At 46.5% G+C, this 18,717-nt stretch carries 18 protein-coding genes and 1 other RNA gene; 3 read left to right on the top strand and 16 right to left on the bottom strand.

What is annotated here, in order from left to right:
* Positions 1-6: 6 nt before the first annotated feature.
* The 12 genes from H0G69_RS01320 to tadA form a co-directional block, all read right to left on the bottom strand.
* On the bottom strand, positions 7-768 hold the full coding sequence (locus H0G69_RS01320; protein WP_180304997.1) for an acyl-[acyl-carrier-protein] thioesterase: 762 nt from the start codon (positions 766-768) through the stop codon (positions 7-9).
* Between the two features lie 14 nt (positions 769-782).
* The gene (gene rsmI, locus H0G69_RS01315; RefSeq protein ID WP_180304996.1) at positions 783-1,649 is read right to left on the bottom strand and encodes a 16S rRNA (cytidine(1402)-2'-O)-methyltransferase; all 867 of its coding nucleotides are present in this window, start codon (positions 1,647-1,649) and stop codon (positions 783-785) included.
* Between the two features lie 11 nt (positions 1,650-1,660).
* Complete coding sequence (locus H0G69_RS01310) at positions 1,661-2,011, bottom strand: DNA replication initiation control protein YabA (protein ID WP_006500467.1); 351 nt, start codon at positions 2,009-2,011, stop codon at positions 1,661-1,663.
* 18 nt (positions 2,012-2,029) lie between these two features.
* Positions 2,030-3,046: a DNA polymerase III subunit delta' gene (holB, locus tag H0G69_RS01305; protein WP_180304995.1), complete on the bottom strand. Its 1,017-nt coding sequence runs from the start codon at positions 3,044-3,046 to the stop codon at positions 2,030-2,032.
* Positions 3,047-3,078: 32 nt separating this feature from the next.
* Positions 3,079-3,399: a cyclic di-AMP receptor DarA gene (locus H0G69_RS01300; RefSeq protein ID WP_006500469.1), complete on the bottom strand. Its 321-nt coding sequence runs from the start codon at positions 3,397-3,399 to the stop codon at positions 3,079-3,081.
* A 29-nt stretch (positions 3,400-3,428) separates the two neighbouring features.
* Positions 3,429-4,070: a dTMP kinase gene (gene tmk / locus H0G69_RS01295; RefSeq protein ID WP_033934295.1), complete on the bottom strand. Its 642-nt coding sequence runs from the start codon at positions 4,068-4,070 to the stop codon at positions 3,429-3,431.
* 13 nt (positions 4,071-4,083) lie between these two features.
* On the bottom strand, positions 4,084-4,335 hold the full coding sequence (locus H0G69_RS01290) for a YaaL family protein (RefSeq protein ID WP_039946025.1): 252 nt from the start codon (positions 4,333-4,335) through the stop codon (positions 4,084-4,086).
* 9 nt (positions 4,336-4,344) lie between these two features.
* Complete coding sequence (gene recR / locus H0G69_RS01285; RefSeq protein ID WP_006500472.1) at positions 4,345-4,944, bottom strand: recombination mediator RecR; 600 nt, start codon at positions 4,942-4,944, stop codon at positions 4,345-4,347.
* Between the two features lie 12 nt (positions 4,945-4,956).
* A complete protein-coding gene (locus tag H0G69_RS01280; RefSeq protein ID WP_006500473.1) occupies positions 4,957-5,265 on the bottom strand; it encodes a YbaB/EbfC family nucleoid-associated protein in 309 nt (102 codons plus the stop codon).
* A gap of 32 nt (positions 5,266-5,297) precedes the next feature.
* Complete coding sequence (gene dnaX / locus H0G69_RS01275) at positions 5,298-7,034, bottom strand: DNA polymerase III subunit gamma/tau (RefSeq protein ID WP_180304994.1); 1,737 nt, start codon at positions 7,032-7,034, stop codon at positions 5,298-5,300.
* 131 nt (positions 7,035-7,165) lie between these two features.
* Positions 7,166-7,262: signal recognition particle sRNA small type (gene ffs / locus H0G69_RS01270), an RNA gene on the bottom strand.
* A 47-nt stretch (positions 7,263-7,309) separates the two neighbouring features.
* On the bottom strand, positions 7,310-7,798 hold the full coding sequence (tadA, locus tag H0G69_RS01265; protein ID WP_225364256.1) for a tRNA adenosine(34) deaminase TadA: 489 nt from the start codon (positions 7,796-7,798) through the stop codon (positions 7,310-7,312).
* Positions 7,799-8,065: 267 nt separating this feature from the next.
* Here tadA and nrdH point away from each other — a divergent pair, with 267 nt between their 5' ends.
* From nrdH to nrdF, 3 genes are all read left to right on the top strand, one after another.
* A complete protein-coding gene (nrdH, locus tag H0G69_RS01260) occupies positions 8,066-8,287 on the top strand; it encodes a glutaredoxin-like protein NrdH (RefSeq protein ID WP_006500476.1) in 222 nt (73 codons plus the stop codon).
* An 88-nt stretch (positions 8,288-8,375) separates the two neighbouring features.
* Positions 8,376-10,547: a class 1b ribonucleoside-diphosphate reductase subunit alpha gene (gene nrdE, locus H0G69_RS01255; RefSeq protein ID WP_033934292.1), complete on the top strand. Its 2,172-nt coding sequence runs from the start codon at positions 8,376-8,378 to the stop codon at positions 10,545-10,547.
* A gap of 41 nt (positions 10,548-10,588) precedes the next feature.
* On the top strand, positions 10,589-11,608 hold the full coding sequence (gene nrdF, locus H0G69_RS01250; protein WP_074504492.1) for a class 1b ribonucleoside-diphosphate reductase subunit beta: 1,020 nt from the start codon (positions 10,589-10,591) through the stop codon (positions 11,606-11,608).
* A 66-nt stretch (positions 11,609-11,674) separates the two neighbouring features.
* Here the strand turns inward: nrdF and brnQ are convergent, their stop codons facing one another.
* The 4 genes from brnQ to H0G69_RS01230 all read right to left on the bottom strand — a co-directional run bounded on the left by brnQ (position 11,675) and on the right by H0G69_RS01230 (position 18,587).
* Positions 11,675-13,045 carry a branched-chain amino acid transport system II carrier protein gene (gene brnQ / locus H0G69_RS01245; RefSeq protein ID WP_180304993.1) on the bottom strand — a complete coding sequence of 457 codons (1,371 nt, stop codon included), beginning with the start codon at positions 13,043-13,045 and terminating at the stop codon, positions 11,675-11,677.
* Between the two features lie 453 nt (positions 13,046-13,498).
* Positions 13,499-14,422 (bottom strand): IS30 family transposase, encoded by a 924-nt coding sequence (locus tag H0G69_RS01240; RefSeq protein WP_180304602.1) that lies wholly within the window; start codon positions 14,420-14,422, stop codon positions 13,499-13,501.
* A gap of 196 nt (positions 14,423-14,618) precedes the next feature.
* On the bottom strand, positions 14,619-17,258 hold the full coding sequence (gene adhE, locus H0G69_RS01235; RefSeq protein WP_006500481.1) for a bifunctional acetaldehyde-CoA/alcohol dehydrogenase: 2,640 nt from the start codon (positions 17,256-17,258) through the stop codon (positions 14,619-14,621).
* Between the two features lie 417 nt (positions 17,259-17,675).
* Complete coding sequence (locus H0G69_RS01230; RefSeq protein ID WP_056967507.1) at positions 17,676-18,587, bottom strand: phosphatase PAP2 family protein; 912 nt, start codon at positions 18,585-18,587, stop codon at positions 17,676-17,678.
* Positions 18,588-18,717: the final 130 nt, after the last annotated feature.

Genomic DNA, 18,717 nt, shown 5'->3' with positions numbered 1-18,717 from the left:
CATATTTTATTCATTCCAAGTCATCGTTGAGGCCGCCGCCAGCTGACCATCAACAACAATTCGATGATCAGTGGTCAACTCACCATTTTCATTGCGATAGGGACTGCTGATCTCACTGGTGATGGTCTGGCCATAGCGCACTTCTTTTTCATAGCGCATCGTCATATGCTTCAGCTGATGGCGCGTTAAAAATTCTGCCCCCAGCGGATCCTGCATCCAGTCAAAGTAGCGAGCATTATTGACGTGACGATTTGAGTCAATATCAAAGAATCGAACATGGTAGTCGTTTTTACATCTAACGTCTTGAAGTTCGCGAGCCTTAGCCAATCTAGGCAGCCGCTTCTTTTCCGGACCATGATAAGGTTCAATGACCGCTTGTGGGATCGACATTAAATGACGCGTCTGCAGGTTCATATAAACGAACAGCCCGGTTAAGCGAACATACTCAACTTGACGATCAGCTGATTGAATCCAAAATTCGCGCAGGGCAAAGAAACGATTATTGGCAATCGCCCGCGTGCCCAGAATCAACTCTTCGCCATTAATCGGCTGTCGTGCGGCAAAGGATCCTTCATAGCTGGTAATCACCCAGCCGCCGCCATAGCTTTGAATGGCTGCTGTATCCAGGCCCAGCGAATTGCCGTGTTCTTCTGATACCTGCACGGCCATACTGATCAGCATGCTTAAGCTGGGATGGCCGGTTGCATCGCATTCATAGTAACTTAAATGATGCTTGGTTTCATATGCCAAAGGGGCTTTCAATGCCATCGTCTCACCTCATCTTAAAGCTCATGGTACTGCCGATACAAATCCTGGCGCTTGATCTGATTGCGCTTGGCAACCAGCTTGATAGCCGCATTGGTTGAAAGACCATGCTGAATCTCTTGGTCGATCTGCTCTTTTAGACTGAGACTGACCGAATCATCAGCTGGCTGGTCGGGATGATCATTGCCGGCCACCAGAATCACAAACTCACCGCGAATCTGATGCTCATCTGCCCACTGAATCAATTCCTCCAGTGACCCGCGACAAAACTCCTCATAACGCTTGGTTAGCTCTCTTGCCAAGACTGCCTTGCGATCCCGACCAAAAACCTCGGCCATCGAACTCAGCGTTTTGGCCAGTCGATGAGGTGCCTCATAAAAGATCATCGTTTCCTGGTGTTGATTTAACGGCGTCAATTCTGCAATCTGCTGCTGATGCTTGCGGCTTAAGAAACCACAAAAATAAAATGGCTGCGGGTTAAGACCAGAGGCAATCAAGGCCGTAATCCCCGCATTAGCGCCAGGCAGTGCAACGACCTGCAGACCGGCTTCAACCGCTGCTGCAACCAGTTCCCGACCTGGATCAGAGATTGATGGCATGCCGGCATCACTGCACTGTGCAATCGACTTGCCTTGCTTTAAAAGCTCAATCAGCTGTGGAATTCGCTGTTCGGTATTATGCTCATGAAAGCTGATCTGTTTGGTATCAATCTCAAAATGATTCAAAAGCATCTGCGTATGCCGCGTATCCTCGGAAGCAATCAAATCAACTGCTGCCAGCGTCTTGACGGCTCGAAACGTCATATCGTCAAGATTGCCGATTGGCGTTGGCACCAAATAGAGTCGTCCCGTTTCATTATCAGTAAAACTGCGAATCTGTTGCATAAATATCACCCTTACTTTTGCGGCTGATCGTGGCGCCCATAGATTGCATCCAGACAAAACGCGCATGAATCGTCTTCATCCAATCGCTTGCCATAGTATTCATTGCAGACATGAAAGCCTTCTTGATACAACTTTTGCAGGTTGCGTCTTGAATCGGTCAAGCCGTCTTTGGTTGCCTGCTGATGCTTTTGTTTGAGCATTTGATGCAGATGCTCGTTTTCAATCGACAGCTCAGCATTTTCTTCCAGAACCGCCGTCATCATTGACTGCAATTCTTCCATGCTGTCGACTAGATCCTTGGTTTGCTTGGTAACTCTGGTGAATCGTTCATAAATCTTGCTTTTGTCTACTCGCTCACTCATTTGTGTCTTTCCCCATTTCTATCGCTGCAAGACATTGATAATGCGCAGTGAAAGTTGCTCGGCCGTATTTTGAAATGAAATGTTCTGATCCATTAAATGCCTGGTTTCAAGCGTCAGTTCGCTGACCTTCAGTAATTGATCCAGTCGATAGTGCTGCGCGATTTCTTTGATCATCGTCAATTGGTCATTGAAATGCAGATCATCGACTTCATCAGCGCCATTGGCTACCATCAGCGTATCGCGCCAGATCAAAGCCATCAAATCCAGGATCAATCCTTGTTTTTCACGATCGCCAGCCACTTTCAAAAGCGTTGTCTGAACCGTGACAAAGGCTACCAGATCAGCCCGACCACATTCTTTGTACCACTGCACGACAGCTTGAACCGCTTGATTGAGCCAGTCGTCTTCCATCCATTCTTTAATCCGCGCCGTTGAATCGGTTAACCCTAACGCAATCGACTGCAGGCCAACGGGAATCTCAGCTTGATCCAACATCTCCCGCAGAATCTTTTTAGGCAGCGGCTGCAGCTCAATAATCTGGGTGCGCGAACGAATCGTTGGCAAAACGGCACTTTTATTGGTCGTCAAAAGCAGAATATAAATGCCAGGCAGCGGCTCTTCAATAAATTTTAACAGACTATTGGCAGCACTTGTCGTCATTTTTTCGGCATCTTCAATGATGAACAGTTTTTGACTGCCTTCTACGCCACTCTTGGTAAATTCTGCCTTTAAGCGCCGAATCGTATCGACCTTGATCTGCCGACCATCTGGAGCTGCAGTCACCACATCAGGATGATTGCCAGAAAGAATTCGCTGACACTCGCTGCAGGTTCCATCCGGCTCACCATCTTGCGGCTGTTCACAAAAAAGGCGCAGGGCCATCCACTGCGCCAATGCTTTTTTCCCTGATCCAGACGGGCCTGCAAACAAATAGGCATGTGCCAGTTCACCTTGAACCATGGTTTTTTTTAGACGCTGACTGATTGCTGGCTGCAGCCGTTCAGCTTGCCATTTTGATTGCGTGGCATTTGCCATTTTGAATCACCTCGTCTTGACCGGTTTGCAACTTAAAACTGTAAAAATTTTTCGACTGGCAGGATAAAGACCGTGGCTCCCCCAATCTGAACGTTAATCGGAATGGCCGATGAACCGTTGTCGATCTGGGCTGCCGGGGTCATGTACTGTTCACGCGACTTGGCATTATGCTTGATGATTTCCAATACTTCATCAACCCGATCATCTTCTACGACTACCATATAAGTGGTGTTGCCTTCTCTTAAGAAGCCACCCGTCGATGACAGCTTGGTCGCACCGATATTGTTGTCGATAAAAGCATCCCGCAGCTTGCCGGCATCTTTTGGTTGAACGATTGCCATAATCATTTTCATAATAAGCCCTCCTTAAAAAGTCGCGTTAGTTAAAACAGTTGCTCAAAGCGCTGATGAATTGCCAAACGAGTTGCTGAAATCACCTGTGTCAGCGGCTGACTGGCATCAATCGTAACGATGCGATCAGGGTTTTGTCGCGCCAGCTTCTGATAGGCACTTCTGACCTTGCGATGAAAAGACAGCGCCTCTTCATCCAGGCGGTTGACCTGATCAGCACGATTCTGCGCGATGCGCTTAAGGCCCAGTTCGGAATCAATATCCAGATAAATCGTCAGTTCCGGCATCAAGCCATCAATTGCAAACTGATTGATCTGCCAGATGTTATCCTCGCCCAGGCCACGACCAGCGCCTTGGTAGGCAATTGAGCTGTCAACGTAGCGATCACAGAGAATTACCTTGCCGCTTTTGAGCGCTGGCATGATATCCGCAACCAGGTGCTGGCGCCGTGCTGCGGCAAACAGCAGTGCTTCCGTGCGCGGATCCATGTCGATATTGCGAGCATCAAACAAGACATCCCGAATCTGCTCAGCGATATGGTTGCCGCCTGGCTCTCTGGTATACAAAACGCCATCCAATCCCAGCTGTTTTTGCAGGTCAGCCGTAATCTGGCGCATAACGCTGGTTTTACCCGCTCCATCTGGTCCTTCAAATGAAATAAATTTACCGTCCATTGTCGTTCCTCAACTACTGCTTGATTACGCTGTCGTTTAAATAGCCATGCAGATGATTGCGACGCGCTTTAGTATAAAGGTACAGATATTTTTGCTCCTGCAGCTTGGTTCGACTGTAGAGCTCATTATCAACCTGCCCTTCATAGACAGCATGCTCGGTTTCTTTGGCATGATCCCAACTATCCTTGACATTGTAGATCAGTTCCAACAGCTTTTGATTACCCAGCTCTTCAACGGCATGGGGATTGCGATGCTTAAAAAACATGATCTTCACCTACATTTCCGTTCTGCCTTGAACTGCTCTGAACAAGGTTACCTCATCAGTATAGTCGATATTGGCGCCAGCTGACAGTCCATGGGCCAAACGGGTGACTCTGATGCCCGCCGGCTTGATCAGCTTGGCCAGATATTGTGCCGTGGTCTCACCATCCAGCGAGGCATTGGTTGCCACAATGATTTCTTTGACCTCGGTATTTTTCTGCAGGCGCTTAAGCAAAGCCGGGATGTTGATATCCATTGGCCCTGTTCCTTCGCTTGGTGAGATGGAACCGTGCAAAACATGATAGAGGCCATGGTATTCGTGCATCCGCTCCATTGCCATAATATCTTGCGAATGCTCAACCACCAGAATCGTTGAACGGTCACGCGACTTATCTCGGCAGATTGGACAAGGATCGTCTTCGGTAATAAAGCCACAGATGCTGCAGTAGTGCAGATCTTTTTTCACGCTTAAGAGCGACTTGGCAAAATCCTCAACGTCTTTTTGGTCCATTCCCAGTGTATAAAAAGCAAGGCGAGTCGCGGTTTTTTCGCCAATTCCCGGCAGCTTCATATAGCTGTCGATCAGTTTGGCAATTGGCTCAGGATACTGCATCGCCAAGCCTCCTTAAATGTTCAAGCCCTTAGTGTACTTGCCGAATTTTTGCTGCGTGGCGGCATCGACTTTTTCCAGGCCATCATTAACGGCTGCCAAAACCAGATCAGCCAGCATGTCAACATCATCAGGGTCAACGGCCTGCGGATCAATCTGCAGGTCAGTCAGCTTTTTGTCGCCGGTAAAAGTTGCCTTGACCATTTCATCAGGCGAGACGCCAATAAATTCTTCCTTAGCCAGATTCTGCTGCTCTTCCATCATCTTTTGCTGCATCTTCTTAGCCTGTTTCATCATTTGTTGCATGTTCATTCCGCGCATCATAGTTATTATCCATCCTTTACTTATGTTATTGCTTAATTATCTTCTATCTTTACCAAATCGCCAAACATTTGCTTGGCCTTATCAATCAGCGGATCAGTTTTAACTGGCGTGGCTGGTGCTGACTGAGCTGATGAATCTTTTTTATCAGTACCGGTTTTACCTTGATTCAAATAGCCATGCTCTACCAAATAGTTATGGCGGATCTTTGGCCACTGATCCATTGGCACGAATGCAACGCGCATCTCATTGCCTGACAGACGCTGCAGGCCAGCTTCCATATCTGCTGCTAAGCTGCCGCTGTTGGCACGCTGCAGCAAAAAACTGCTGTCAAATGAAACCACGACGCCTTGCGGACTGGCCGCTACCGGCTGGGAGGTATTGATCAAAGCTCGCTGCGGCGTATCCAGCATGTTAAGCAGATCACCCCAGATCTCCTGCAGCTCACGCAGATTCTGCTTAGTGGCATGTTCCAGAATTGGATAGACGCGATCCAGCTTAACCGTCATCTTAGGCTGAATTTTACTGCCAGCATTGCCACCTGCTCGTCGGACAATCCGGGATGCCGAGCCGCTGCCGGTTTGTCTTAAGCCGGCAATTGCTGACTGCAACTGCTGAATCTCTTGCTGCAGCTGACCAATTGTCTGATTGAGTCGGGGATCTGTCGCATTCGTTTTATTATCTTGCGGCTTGATTTGACTAAGCTTGACCGTCAAGACTTCCAAATAGACGTCAGGATGCGTCGTAAAGCGCATTTCTTCTTGAATCTCATTTAACTCGTCGATCATTTGGTACAGCTCATCGGCACTGGCAGCCTGACTCAACTGCTGAAAATCGGTTTCCTTAAGTCCAGATCCCGCGACGTTGACCAACTGTGGCGATTCTTGATAAAGCAGTACGTCGCGAATAAATGAGATCAAGTCTTCGATAAAGCGCTGGCCGTCCTTACCCTGATCCAGAATTTCTTTCATTGTATGCAGGGCTGCGGCACTTTGATGGCTGGTCGTCTCATCAAAGTATTTTTTCAGCAGCTGCTTGGTGACGCTGCCGGTAACCAAAAGCGCATCATCCAGCTTGACTTGATTATCGCTAAACGACAAGACCTGATCCAAAATACTCAGTGCGTCACGCATGCCACCCTCAGCAGCATTGGCAATTACCCAAAGCGCGTCATTTTCATATTCAACGTGCTTTTGATCCAGGATATACTGCATGCGCTCAAAAGCATCCTGAGCTGAGATCCGCCGAAAGTCAAACCGCTGTACCCGACTGATGATAGTCAGCGGAATTTTATGCGGTTCGGTGGTTGCCAGGATAAAAATCACATTAGCGGGCGGTTCTTCCAAGGTTTTCAAAAGAGCATTGAACGCCCCAGTTGAAAGCATGTGCACTTCATCAATGATATAAACCTTGTAGTCGGCTTGAGTTGGCGCATACTTGGCCTTGTCGCGAATATCGCGTATTTCTTCAACCCCGTTGTTGGAAGCAGCATCAATTTCAATCACATCGCTGAGCTGTCCATTAGTAATTGCCCGACAGATCTCGCATTCATTGCAGGGTTCGCCGTCTTGCCGATGATGACAGTTGATGGCTTTAGCAAAGATTTTTGCCGCTGAGGTCTTGCCAGTTCCCCTTGGTCCGGCAAATAAATAAGCATGACTGATCTGCTTGGTTATGATCGCGTTTTTTAAAGTCTGCGTAACCACCTGCTGACCAACGATCTCGTCAAATCGCTGGGGCCGCCAAACTCGGTAAAGCGCTTGATAGCTCATCTTGACTGCTTCCTTTCTGGTAAAAATCCGTATTATCGTTATTATACTAGTAAAATCGTTGCAATTCGATTGAAAAAATATTTTGTACATAAAAAAAGCCGTGCGAAACGATCCACACAGCGGTTAATCTTCATAAAAAAACATGGGGCACAAGCTGTAGCGAACTTAGTGCTGCTTCCTTCCGGACCTGACACGATTCGTAGGCACAACCTTGCCCCATGACCTTACGGCAAATAATATCTTACACTATTTTAAAGCTAAATGCCAGTCTTCTGTTAATTCTTTTGCTGAGCTGATTTTCTGGCGGCTTTACGTGCTTTGCGAACCCGTTTAAAAAATTGTTTGAGCAGCTGCTGACACTCGTTTTCTTTGACCCCTGATCTAATCTCAACTTGATGATTGAATCTTGAATCGCTCAGCAGGTGATACAGACTCTCGACCGTGCCGGCTTTGGGATTTTTGGCTCCATAATATAAAGTACGAATTCGTGAGTTCATAATGGCACCGCTGCACATCATACACGGCTCCAGCGTTACGTACAGATCACATTCCTCCAGTCGCCAGCTCCCCAGATACTCGCAGGCTTCCATAATGGCCAGCAGTTCGGCATGATAGGCTGCATTTTGAAATCTCTCCCGCATATTATGACCGGCACCGATCACCTTGCCATGATAGACAACGATGGCCCCAATCGGTACCTCATCCATCAATTCAGCCTGTCTTGCTTCTGCCAGCGCCATTTCCATATAATCTTCCGGTTGCAAAATTTTTCTCCCTTATCAATTATTATTAATCAGTGTATAATGGTTTTTGTGATTTTTCTACCGCGTGAGTTATGAAGCAATCTTCATTAGAAAATAAAAAATTTGCCGCAGCTGTCAGCACCTCAATTCCTTATCGCTTAGCCACCACATGTTGTATTGACGTTTTGTAAGCGTACATTATATAGTATGTCAATGCTTGTAATTTCTTCATAACCCGCTATACTATAAAACATTAACTCAACGAAAAGTTAAAGGGGATTGAGATTTATGATTACTGTTTTCTCTAAAAACAACTGTATTCAATGCAAGATGACCAAAATGTTTCTAACGCAGCACCACGTTGACTTTGTTGAACACAATATTGATGAGCATCCAGAATATGTTGATCAACTGAAAGCTGACGGTTTTAAGGCAACGCCAGTAATCAAGCTGCCTGACGGTCAATCCTTTACTGGCTTCCGTCCTGACATGCTGAAGCAATTGGCTTAGTTGTCAATTATACCGCGTTATTCCCGGGGATCGTTCAATCATTTTGCACGATGCCCGCTTTTTATTGCACTGGAAAAAGGAGTTATCCATGGCACTATCAGATATCGACCTCACCAAAGTAAAATACTACGACCTCAATAATGAACTCAACATTCCTAAAGATGGTCAAATCCAACTTGATAAGGATCATGAAGCCTTAACTGATTTTATCAAAGAAAACGTTTTGCCCAACACCAAACGCTTTGCTTCATTAAAGGAACGCTATGACTGGCTGGAGGCAAACGATTATATCGAAACCGGCTTTATGCACAAGTACCGCTTTGAATTCATCGAAGAGCTCTACGACTTTTTAAAGGCCCAGGATTTTCATTTTCATTCATTTATGGCAGCCTACAAGTTTTACGCCCAGTATGCCCTACGAACCAACGACAAGGAATACTACCTGGAAAACTACATTGATCGCGTTGCCATGAACGCCTTGTTTTTGGCTGACGGCAATGAGGAGCTGGCCATGCAGCTGGCCGATGAATTGATTCACCAGCGCTATCAGCCAGCTACGCCAACCTTTTTAAATGCTGGTCGCAAACGGCGCGGCGAATTCGTATCCTGTTTTGAGATTCAGGCAACCGATGATATGAACTCAATCGGACGGACGATCAATTCTGCCCTGCAGCTTTCCAAGATCGGCGGTGGCGTTGGCATCAATCTTTCCAACCTCCGTGAAGCAGGCGCACCAATCAAAAAGATCAAAGGTGCTGCCAGTGGGGTCGTCCCAGTCATGAAGCTTTTGGAGGACTCTTTTTCCTACTCAAATCAGCTGGGTCAGCGACAGGGGGCCGGCGTAGTCTACCTAAGCGTCTTTCATCCCGATATCGTGGCCTTCTTGTCTGCTAAGAAAGAAAATGCTGATGAAAAGATCCGAATCAAAACGCTTTCGCTTGGGATTACCGTTCCCGATAAATTTTACGAGCTGGTAGAAGCCAATCAAGAGATGTATCTATTCAGTCCTTATGACGTTGAGCGCATCTATGGCGTGCCATTCTCGTACGTCGACATCACCAATGAATATGAGAACATGGTCGCTAATGACGCCATTACCAAATACAAAGTCAACGCTCGCGACTTAGAAGATGAGATCTCCAAGCTGCAGCAGGAATCCGGCTACCCATACATCGTCAATCTGGATACCGTCAACCGTGCCAATCCAATCGACGGTAAGATCGTAATGAGCAATCTTTGTTCAGAAATTGCTCAGGTTCAGCGGCCGTCAATCGTTAACGATGATCAGACGTTTGCCAAGCTGGGGACCGACGTTTCTTGCAACCTTGGCTCCACCAACATCGCCAACATGATGGAAACGCCAGACTTTGGCCGCTCAGTTAGTGCCATGGTACGGGGACTGACCCATATCAGCGACATTGAGCACCTTGACGTCGTTCCATCAATCGAGCACGGCAACGACATGGCTCACGCAATCGGTCTTGGTGCCATGGGACTGCATGGCTACCTGGCCAAGCATCACATTCAATATGGCTCGCCAGTCGCCCTGGAATTTACCAGTGTCTACTTTATGCTGCTCAACTATTGGACGATCAAAGCCTCCAACGACATTGCCCGTGAACGTCATGAAACGTTTGCCGAATTTGAAAAGAGCACGTATGCAGATGGCTCCTACTTCGACAAATACGTCAGTCAAGACTGGGGGCCTAAGTCGGCAACGGTCAAGCAGCTGTTTGAAGGCATCTTTATTCCTGGTATCAAGGACTGGCAGGAGCTCAAAGCAGCCGTGCAAAAGGATGGTCTCTACAACGCCTATCGCTTAGCCGTTGCCCCGAATGGATCGACGTCGTATATTGGCGACTCGACTTCCAGCCTGCACCCAATCATCAATCGGATTGAAGAGCGTCAGGAAAAAATGATTGGCAAGATCTACTACCCGGCACCATACCTCAGCAACGATACCATGCCATACTACAAGTCGGCTTATGATACCGACATGCGCAGCGTAATCGATACCTACGCGGCTGCTCAGGAACATATTGATCAATCACTGGCGATGACGCTGTTTATGCGTTCCACGATTCCAGCCGGGATGTACGAATGGAAAAATAATCGAACTGATAAGATGACAACGCGTGACTTAAACATTCTGCGCCATTATGCTTATCAAAAAGGCATTAAATCCATCTACTATATTCGGACGTTTACCGATGATCAAGATGAGATCGGTGCCAACCAATGCGAAAGCTGCGTTATCTAACTTATTGGAATCATTAAAGACTAAAGGAGCCCCACTTAATAATGAAGATTGAGAATTTTGTACCGCTTAAAAACTACCAGGCGATCAATTGGAATGAAGTCTCTGATATGATCGACAAAGCCACCTGGGAAAAACTAACCGAACAGTTCTGGCTGGATACCCGGATTCCGGTTTCCAACGATATGGATGATTGGCGAGAGCTTGATACTGATCACCAGTGGGTCGTCGGTCACGTATTTGGGGGCCTGACGCTTTTGGATACGCTGCAGTCGGAAGCTGGTTTGACGGCCCTGAAAGAAAACGTTAAGACTCAGCATGAAACGGCCGTGCTTAACAATATTCAATTTATGGAATCGGTCCACGCCAAGTCTTACTCCACGATTTTTTCTACGCTGAATACCCCTGAAGAAATCAGTGAAATCTTTGACTGGTCCGATACTGAAGAATATCTGCAAAACAAGGCAACGCGGATCGGCAATCTTTACCTGGATCCAAGCGTCAGTCCTTTGAAGAAAAAAGTTGCCAACGTCTTTTTGGAAACATTCCTGTTCTATTCTGGTTTCTACACGCCGCTGTACTACCTGGGCCACAACAAGCTTAACAACGTGGCAGAAATCATCAAGCTGATCTTGCGTGATGAATCAGTTCACGGAACTTACATCGGCTATAAGTTCCAAGTCGGCATGAAGGATCTGACCGAAAAGCAGCAACAGGACATGAAAGACTGGATGTACAATTTCTTATACGAACTCTACGACAATGAAGAAAAGTACACCCACCTGCTGTACGATCAAGTTGGCTGGACCGATGAAGTCTTGACGTTCATTCGCTACAATGCCAACAAAGCTTTGATGAATCTGGGACAGGATCCGCTGTTCCCTGATACGGCCAGTGATGTCAATCCTGTCGTAATGAACGGTATTTCAACGACAACCTCCAACCACGACTTCTTCAGTCAGGTCGGCAATGGCTACCGACTCGGTGAGGTTGAGGCCATGCATGACAGTGACTACCATGTTGCTGATCCTAATGCCGGCAAAGACATCAACGAAAAAGACTAATATATAAAAAACGTGCGTAATGCAACTGCATTCGCACGTTTTTATTTGCTTGCTATTTCAGTAATCCTAGTCCTCACTGATTGCCGGTGAAGCCATCCGTTCCTTAGCAAAGTGAATGATCAAGCCCAGTGCCAGGCCAGCAATGCCAAATGAAAGCCAGCCGAAGCCAAGACCGAAGAATGGGAAGAATTTAGCCGCAAAGCTGATCATTGCCTGAACGGCAGCCGTATTATGCAAAATAGCCGGCGTAGCGTTCATCATGTCAAAGAAAGCCGGAATCAGCGTAAAGCCAGTCGTGATGCGGTAAACCAATGGATCATTTTTAAAGAGCGGCGACATGATCCCCATGATGATCAGCGTAATTGCCAATGGGTACAAGAACATCAAGATCGGCGTTGACCAGGCAATAATCTGATCCAAGCCCAGGTTGGCAACCAAGAATGAAAGACCGCAGTTGAAGCGCAGGAAGGCTTTGTAGGAAATCTTAGGAAAACACCGGTGGAAATCTTGTGAAAAGGCAACTACCAGCCCCATTGCACTGGTCATGCAGGTCGTCGTTGCCAAGACTGCCAAGATTGCATCGCCTGCCGTGCCCAAGTAGTAGTTGGCAATCTGTTCCAAAGTCGTACCACCGTTATCAGCCATCTTAAAGTGCGCCAGGCTAGTAGCACCGATCCAAATCAAAGCAATGTAGATCAGAGCAATACCAATGATACCCAAAGCTCCTCCCTTAGCCGTTGCCCAGGAGATATCGCGCTGACGCTTGATACCCAATCCCTTGATCGCCGTAATAACCGTAATCCCAAAGGCCAAAGAAGCCAAGCAGTCCATTGTGTTGTAGCCTTGCAAAAAGCCGTTGGTAAATGAAGCGTGACGATAAGCAGCCGTGATGGCAGCTGAACCAGCATGTCCCATGGGGCTGATAAATGCCATAAAGAAAATGATGAACATCAAGCCTAAAAACAGCGGATTAAGCATTTTACCGATCGTGTCAGTGATTCGTCCTTCCCGAGTTGAGAAGTAATACGTCAGGCCAAAGAAGGCTGCTGAATAGATCAAGGTTCCCCAGGTGTTGGCACTGGCCGAAAGATGCGGCGCAATACCAATCGCATATGAAACGGTTGCCGTCCGTGGCGTGGCGAACAAAGGCCCTAGCGTTGCATGAACCAAAATCAGAAAAATAAGTGCATACCAGGCACCATTAGGACGCGCCAGATCATAGATTCCATTGGAGCGCGTAATGCTGATTGCCAGCAGCGCCATCAGCGGCAACAGCACCCCCGACATCAAAAAGCCGCCAGCCGCGCTTAGCCAATGCGCCCCTGCCATCTGACCCAAATGAACCGGAAAGATCAGATTGCCGGCACCAAAAAGCATCCCAAAAATTAGTGATCCAATCAATAAAGCATTACGGAAAGTCAGTTTATTCGTATTCATAAAAATCAATCCCCTTTCAATCAACAAATGAATTTTAAAAAGAGATCTTAGCTAAGATTTCGTGATCAACGGAAAATAAAAGCGTCCTTTTCAAATCAGACCATGATTTGAAAAGGACGCTTTCGCGTGTTACCACCTTTTTTTGCTTAATCGTCGCCAATTAAGCCTTAACGCGTACGTGTTCATACGCTGGCGCGATCACGGGCGCACCCGTCCGACACTTCTTACGTCGCATCGGCCACTCACCGGCTACTTTCCAGTTATGGCTCCTGTCCCCGCTCACACTTCATCGGGGTCGCTGATCAGCCAACCATAACCTTACTCTCCGGATCATCGTGTTTTGTTCCGTTGATTAACTTGTCTAATACTCTAAATCCTTCTTAATAAATTGTCAACCTTTTTCTCATATTTTTTTAATTGAAAGGCAGATTGCAAGAAATAACTTGAACGAATTTAGTGACGTAGATTAAGCAAGAAGATCTCGATTGGTGTGTGCCAGTTAAGACATTTAAGTGGTCGGGAATTCAGATACCAATTGATTTGAACCAGCTGGCGATCGCTCAGCTCTTCAATGGCTTGTCCCTTGGGAATAAACCGTCGCAAAACTCGATTACGGTTCTCATTACTACCGCGTTCGTGCGGTGAATAGGCATGGGCAAAGTAAACCTGAGTACCCGTTAGCTGTTCAATTGCCTGATAGTTAGCGAACTCTTTCCCATGATCCACGGTAAGCGTCTTGAGCTTGTCTTGAAGTTGACTAGCTAGTTCAAGTACGGCTTGAGTCATGGACTGACTGTCGCGACCATGGAGCCGTTTAACAATTGTAAGGCGACTCTTACGCTCCACAAAAGTAGCCACAGCTTGACCTTTACGTTTGCCAGAAAGTACGGTATCAGCTTCAAAGTGGCCGAATTCTTGGCGAGTTTCGACTTTATGAGGCCGCTCCTCAATGGAGCGGCCGTGACTGAACGTACCACGCTTTTCTTTAGCACGATGACGACGAATTCCATGATCAGGCAAATCGGGTAACTGTACATCAAGCCATCCTTGATCAATCCAGTTATAGACCGTCTTGTAGGCAATCCCAACTACATGGGCAACTTGTTCAGGGGACCACTTCTGGACTTGAATCTTTTCCTCAATCAAGTGCTTAAGGCTTTTAGTGAGCGAAGACTTCCGCCCCCGTTGACTAACCTTGCGTTCAAAGTCAGTTTGCGCTAGTTCAGCTTGATACTCACCGTTGAGCCGGTGAAGTTCGTTAAAGACTGTGGTTTTACTAAAGCCTAAGTAGTTAGCGATGTATCGTAAGGAACGTCCTTCATTATGAAGCGTTTCAATGACAACGCGGTTCTGGAATGATAAAATAGTGGTGCCCATTAAGGTCCTTCTTTCTAATGGAATGTTGTGGTAACACCATTAAAGACCTTGATGGGTTTTTCTGTCCACTTAAATGTTCAACTTAAATTTTACAATCTGCCGAAATCAAAAAAGACGGTCATGGATCCGCGACCGTCTTTTAAAGTTGAGATTTTAAGTTGAGAAGATTAATTGAGAGTGCTTGGAAATCAACAGCCTATTCTTCAGTTTCGACGCCAGTGCCTTCGTAGCAGCGTTCCAACAGTTCCTTAAGCTGGCTGACCAGTGGTTCAACCGGGTTAGCAGTCGTACATTGGTCTTCATAAGCCAGAACGGCCAGTTGATCAACGACCTTGTCAAAGTCTTCGCGCTTAACGCCATTAGCTTTCAAGCTCAGCGTTACGCCACACTTATGAGCCAATTCGATAATCTTTTGTACGTATGCTTCAACCAGCTCTTCAGTCGTATCGCCCTTCAAGCCTAAGAAACGGGCAATCGCTGCATAGTCCTTGTCAGCACGGTAGTCTTCGTAATGTGGCCACATTGCCAGCTTGGTTGGCCGCTTAGCGTTGAAACGAATTACTTGTGGCAGTGCAATCGCAATTACCAGACCGTGTGGCAGATCAAAGGCCCCACCCATCTTGTGAGCCAAAGAGTGCGTGATCCCCAAGAAGGCATTGGCAAAGGCCAGACCAGCAATCGTGGAGCTGTCATGCATCTTCTTGCGGGCCAGCTTGTCGCCCTTGACGGATGCCTCAAGATTTTCCATAACGCCCTTGATGGCTTCCAGCGACCAGCCACGCGTGTAGTCAGTTGCCATTACGGAAACGTATGATTCCGTAGCGTGCGTCAAGACGTCCAGACCAGTCCAGGCCGTCGTGTTGGCTGGCACGGATTCAACGAATTGCGAGTCGACAATTGCGATGTCCGGCGTCAAAGCGTAGTCAGCCAGTGGGTACTTGACATGCGTCTTGGAGTTGGTGATAACCGCAAATGGCGTAACTTCAGAACCGGTACCAGAAGTCGTAGGGATCCCGATAAATTGTGCCTTCTTTGGCCGGCCGATCTTGTAGGCCCGCTTACGGATATCAAGGTACTTTTGCCGAACCCCATTCCAAGTCGTGTCTGGGTGCTCATAGAACATCCACATTGCCTTAGCAGCGTCCATTGGCGAACCACCACCCAGTGCGATGATCGTGTCTGGCTGGAAGTCGTTCATCCAGGCAACACCCTTGTCAACCGTATCCGTTGATGGGTCAGGTTCGATATCGGAGAAGATCTCGTATTGAACCCGGTTGTTGCGCAGCCGCAGCTGGTCAATAACCCGCTGAATATAACCGCGCTTAACCATTCCTGGACCGGTAACGATAAATGCCTTGTTGATGTTTGGAATTTCTTTCAGGTACTTCAGTGAGTTCCGCTGGAAGTAGACCTTTGGCGGAATCTGTACCCATTGTGGATTATCACGACGCATAGCAACCTTCTTAATGTTCAGCAGATCCCAGTCAGAAACGTTGTGCGAGATCGAGTTGCTGCCGTATGAACCCGTCCCCAGCGTAAATGATGGCGTCATGTTGTTGTAGACATTACCAATACCACCAAGACCTGATGGCGAGTTGACGATGATTCGGGAAGCCTTCATCTTCAGTGAGTATTCCTTGATCAATTCATCATCGTTGGTATGGATGGCTGCCGTGTGACCTTCACCACCGTAGGCCAGCAGTTCGCTACAGATCCGGAATGCATCTTCACGACTCTTGGCACGGTACATTGTCAGTACTGGCGAAAGCTTTTCGGCTGACAATGGATACTTAGGGCCAACCCCATCCAGCTCGGCAATCAGTACTTTGGTATTAGCTGGAACGTTCTTCAGCCCACACATTTCAGCAATATCATTTGCAGAACGACCAGCAATCGGGCCACGGACCTGGTGCCGATCAGGATCAATAAAGCCATTGGTAAACGTTGGAATCTCGCTTGGCTTCAAGAAGTAGCAGTTCCACTTCTTAAAGGCTTCTTTAACCTGGTCGTAGATTTCGTCGTCAATGACAACCGAGTTTTCAGTGGCACAGATCATCCCATTGTCAAAGGTCTTTGATAATACGATGTCGTAGATGGAACGATCAATGTTGGCACTCTTTTCAATGTAGGCAGGACCGTTACCAGGACCAACACCCAAGGCAGGATTACCAGAACTGTAGGCTGCCTTAACCAGTCCAGGGCCACCAGTAGCCAAAATCGTGGCGATACGAGGATTCTGCAGCAGTGCCGTCGTATTTTCACGACTGCATTGTGGAATCCATTGAATTACGTCTTTTGGCGCCCCAGCGGCTTCAGCAGCGGCTTCCAAGATCTGACCAGTCTTCAGACATGACTTAAAGGCCTGTGGGTGGAATGAGAAGATAATCGTGTTCCGCGTCTTTAAGGCAATGATCGACTTAAAGATAACCGTTGACGTGGGGTTGGTAACTGGTACGACCCCAGCAATTACCCCCAGTGGATCAGCAATCGTAATCATTTGGTTTTCATCATCTTCATCGATAATGCCAACCGTCTTGTCATTGCGGATGTTGTTCCAGATATATTCACTGGCGTAGATGTTCTTGATAGCCTTGTCTTCAGCTACCCCACGACCAGTTTCTTCAGCGGCTGAAATAGCCAGATCCATATGATGTTCTTCAGCGGCCAATGCAAGGTTTTGGCAAATTTTGTCAACCTGTTCTTGGCTAAATGTGCGCAATTGATCAAGAGCTTTTTCACTCTTATCAATCAAGCCGTTAATCAGTTCTTCAGCGGTTTGTTCCTTGTCTTTAGGCTTTTCAGTGGCCTTAACAGTGGCTTTAGCTTTAACTGTCATTGCACTAGCTCCTTCTCGATTAATTACTTTTCAACAACTTTGTTATCCTTTGAACAATTATTACTATACTCTTTTTTCTAGATTTGTAAATACTTTTTGTGAAATAAATAACAATTCTGACATTATAGAAAGCGATTACAATACTATAATGTCAACCCTTGCCGCAGTAGGAATAAAGTCTAAAAATATTTTTATTCGGGGCCATTATAATGGTTTTAAGCGATTTTTCCTCACGCTTTTTGTATGCTGATTCACAACTTTTTTCAGCTATTTTTTATTTTTAATAGTCAAAACAGGGATTATTTGTATGATAATCTCTAAAATCCGTCTCGATTCCTCACAAATTAGCTCACCATTGAGCTATTTAACACATAAATAAAAGCTGTGGTCACCTTTCGATAATCACAGCCCTTATTTTTAAAAATCTTCAATTAGCTTTTTACCAAGACCATTCATGATAAAGATGATCAGTGCGGTCAGGAAAAACGAGAACGTAACGTCCGAAAAGAAATGTGCGCCCACGATTACTCGACTTATAGCAATCACGACACCATAAACGATGCCACCAATGAAAAAGCTCTTACGCTTATTGTTGGAAACGAACCATGAAAAAACGATGCATAGCGTTGCCGCCATCGTATGCCCGGATGGAAATGACTTATGCCCATTAACGCCATTGATTGTCAGCCAATTGGTAAATTCATGATTGCCGCTCGTGAGTTCATATGGGCGATAGCGTCCCCACAGGTCTTTTAAGGTCAGATTAACTTCCAATGCAAACCAAACCGTCAATGACGCCAAAATCGCAATTTTCATATAGCGGGTCAGCTGTTTAGTCGTTTTGTTTTTCAGCCACCATTGTACCAACAGCGTAAATATAACGAAAAACAGCAGCCAGACCATTATAATCGTTGAGCCTGCATAACCGCCCGTTGCTGAGTCGCTGTTGGCCATTGCTATCGCCGTACCGTTTTTAAGGTTAGTTTGTGCCGAATACAGATAGCCCAAGAATTCATTGACATACTGCTTGCTCTGCCAAAGCGACAGTGCAAGCCCGCCAACAAACAACGGTCCTGCCAGCAGCTTTTCACAGTCGCCTCGCCAGGCATAAGTCATCGCAATCTGTCCACATAAGGCAAAAATAAGATAAACCGGAAACTCGCCAAAAGTCTGGCAAAACGTCCCTACCCAGCTGTGATAATTAATTAAAGTATTGCTGATGGCTAAATCACCAAAATAGGCAATCGTTAATAAAATAATGCAAATAATTGCTGAGATGCCAAACAGCTTCTTTTGATTCTCTTCACTCAAATCAATCCCTCCTGTCAAGTTTTAGGATAGACTGTCAAAGTAAAGAAACGCCCCACTAATCAAGTTAATATTAGGTAAATTTATTTACAAAGGTATTTTTTATATAAATAAAATTGTAATTTACTAGTAGACATTAGATTATGATAAT

It is taken from the genome of Limosilactobacillus mucosae (assembly GCF_013423865.1).
Lineage (GTDB): Bacteria > Bacillota > Bacilli > Lactobacillales > Lactobacillaceae > Limosilactobacillus > Limosilactobacillus mucosae.
The sequence above is the reverse complement of the archived record's forward strand: the minus strand, read 5'-3'. Positions and strand labels throughout refer to the sequence as shown.

What these genes read in the sequence shown, in the direction of transcription:
- H0G69_RS01320 (WP_180304997.1), bottom strand. Translation starts at nt 768, where the DNA reads ATGGCATTGAAAGCCCCTTTGGCATATGAAACCAAGCATCATTTAAGT.
- rsmI (WP_180304996.1), bottom strand. Translation starts at nt 1,649, where the DNA reads ATGCAACAGATTCGCAGTTTTACTGATAATGAAACGGGACGACTCTAT.
- H0G69_RS01310 (WP_006500467.1), bottom strand. Translation starts at nt 2,011, where the DNA reads ATGAGTGAGCGAGTAGACAAAAGCAAGATTTATGAACGATTCACCAGA.
- holB (WP_180304995.1), bottom strand. Translation starts at nt 3,046, where the DNA reads ATGGCAAATGCCACGCAATCAAAATGGCAAGCTGAACGGCTGCAGCCA.
- H0G69_RS01300 (WP_006500469.1), bottom strand. Translation starts at nt 3,399, where the DNA reads ATGAAAATGATTATGGCAATCGTTCAACCAAAAGATGCCGGCAAGCTG.
- tmk (WP_033934295.1), bottom strand. Translation starts at nt 4,070, where the DNA reads ATGGACGGTAAATTTATTTCATTTGAAGGACCAGATGGAGCGGGTAAA.
- H0G69_RS01290 (WP_039946025.1), bottom strand. Translation starts at nt 4,335, where the DNA reads ATGTTTTTTAAGCATCGCAATCCCCATGCCGTTGAAGAGCTGGGTAAT.
- recR (WP_006500472.1), bottom strand. Translation starts at nt 4,944, where the DNA reads ATGCAGTATCCTGAGCCAATTGCCAAACTGATCGACAGCTATATGAAG.
- H0G69_RS01280 (WP_006500473.1), bottom strand. Translation starts at nt 5,265, where the DNA reads ATGATGCGCGGAATGAACATGCAACAAATGATGAAACAGGCTAAGAAG.
- dnaX (WP_180304994.1), bottom strand. Translation starts at nt 7,034, where the DNA reads ATGAGCTATCAAGCGCTTTACCGAGTTTGGCGGCCCCAGCGATTTGAC.
- nrdH (WP_006500476.1), top strand. Translation starts at nt 8,066, where the DNA reads ATGATTACTGTTTTCTCTAAAAACAACTGTATTCAATGCAAGATGACC.
- nrdE (WP_033934292.1), top strand. Translation starts at nt 8,376, where the DNA reads ATGGCACTATCAGATATCGACCTCACCAAAGTAAAATACTACGACCTC.
- nrdF (WP_074504492.1), top strand. Translation starts at nt 10,589, where the DNA reads ATGAAGATTGAGAATTTTGTACCGCTTAAAAACTACCAGGCGATCAAT.
- brnQ (WP_180304993.1), bottom strand. Translation starts at nt 13,045, where the DNA reads ATGAATACGAATAAACTGACTTTCCGTAATGCTTTATTGATTGGATCA.
- H0G69_RS01240 (WP_180304602.1), bottom strand. Translation starts at nt 14,422, where the DNA reads ATGGGCACCACTATTTTATCATTCCAGAACCGCGTTGTCATTGAAACG.
- adhE (WP_006500481.1), bottom strand. Translation starts at nt 17,258, where the DNA reads ATGACAGTTAAAGCTAAAGCCACTGTTAAGGCCACTGAAAAGCCTAAA.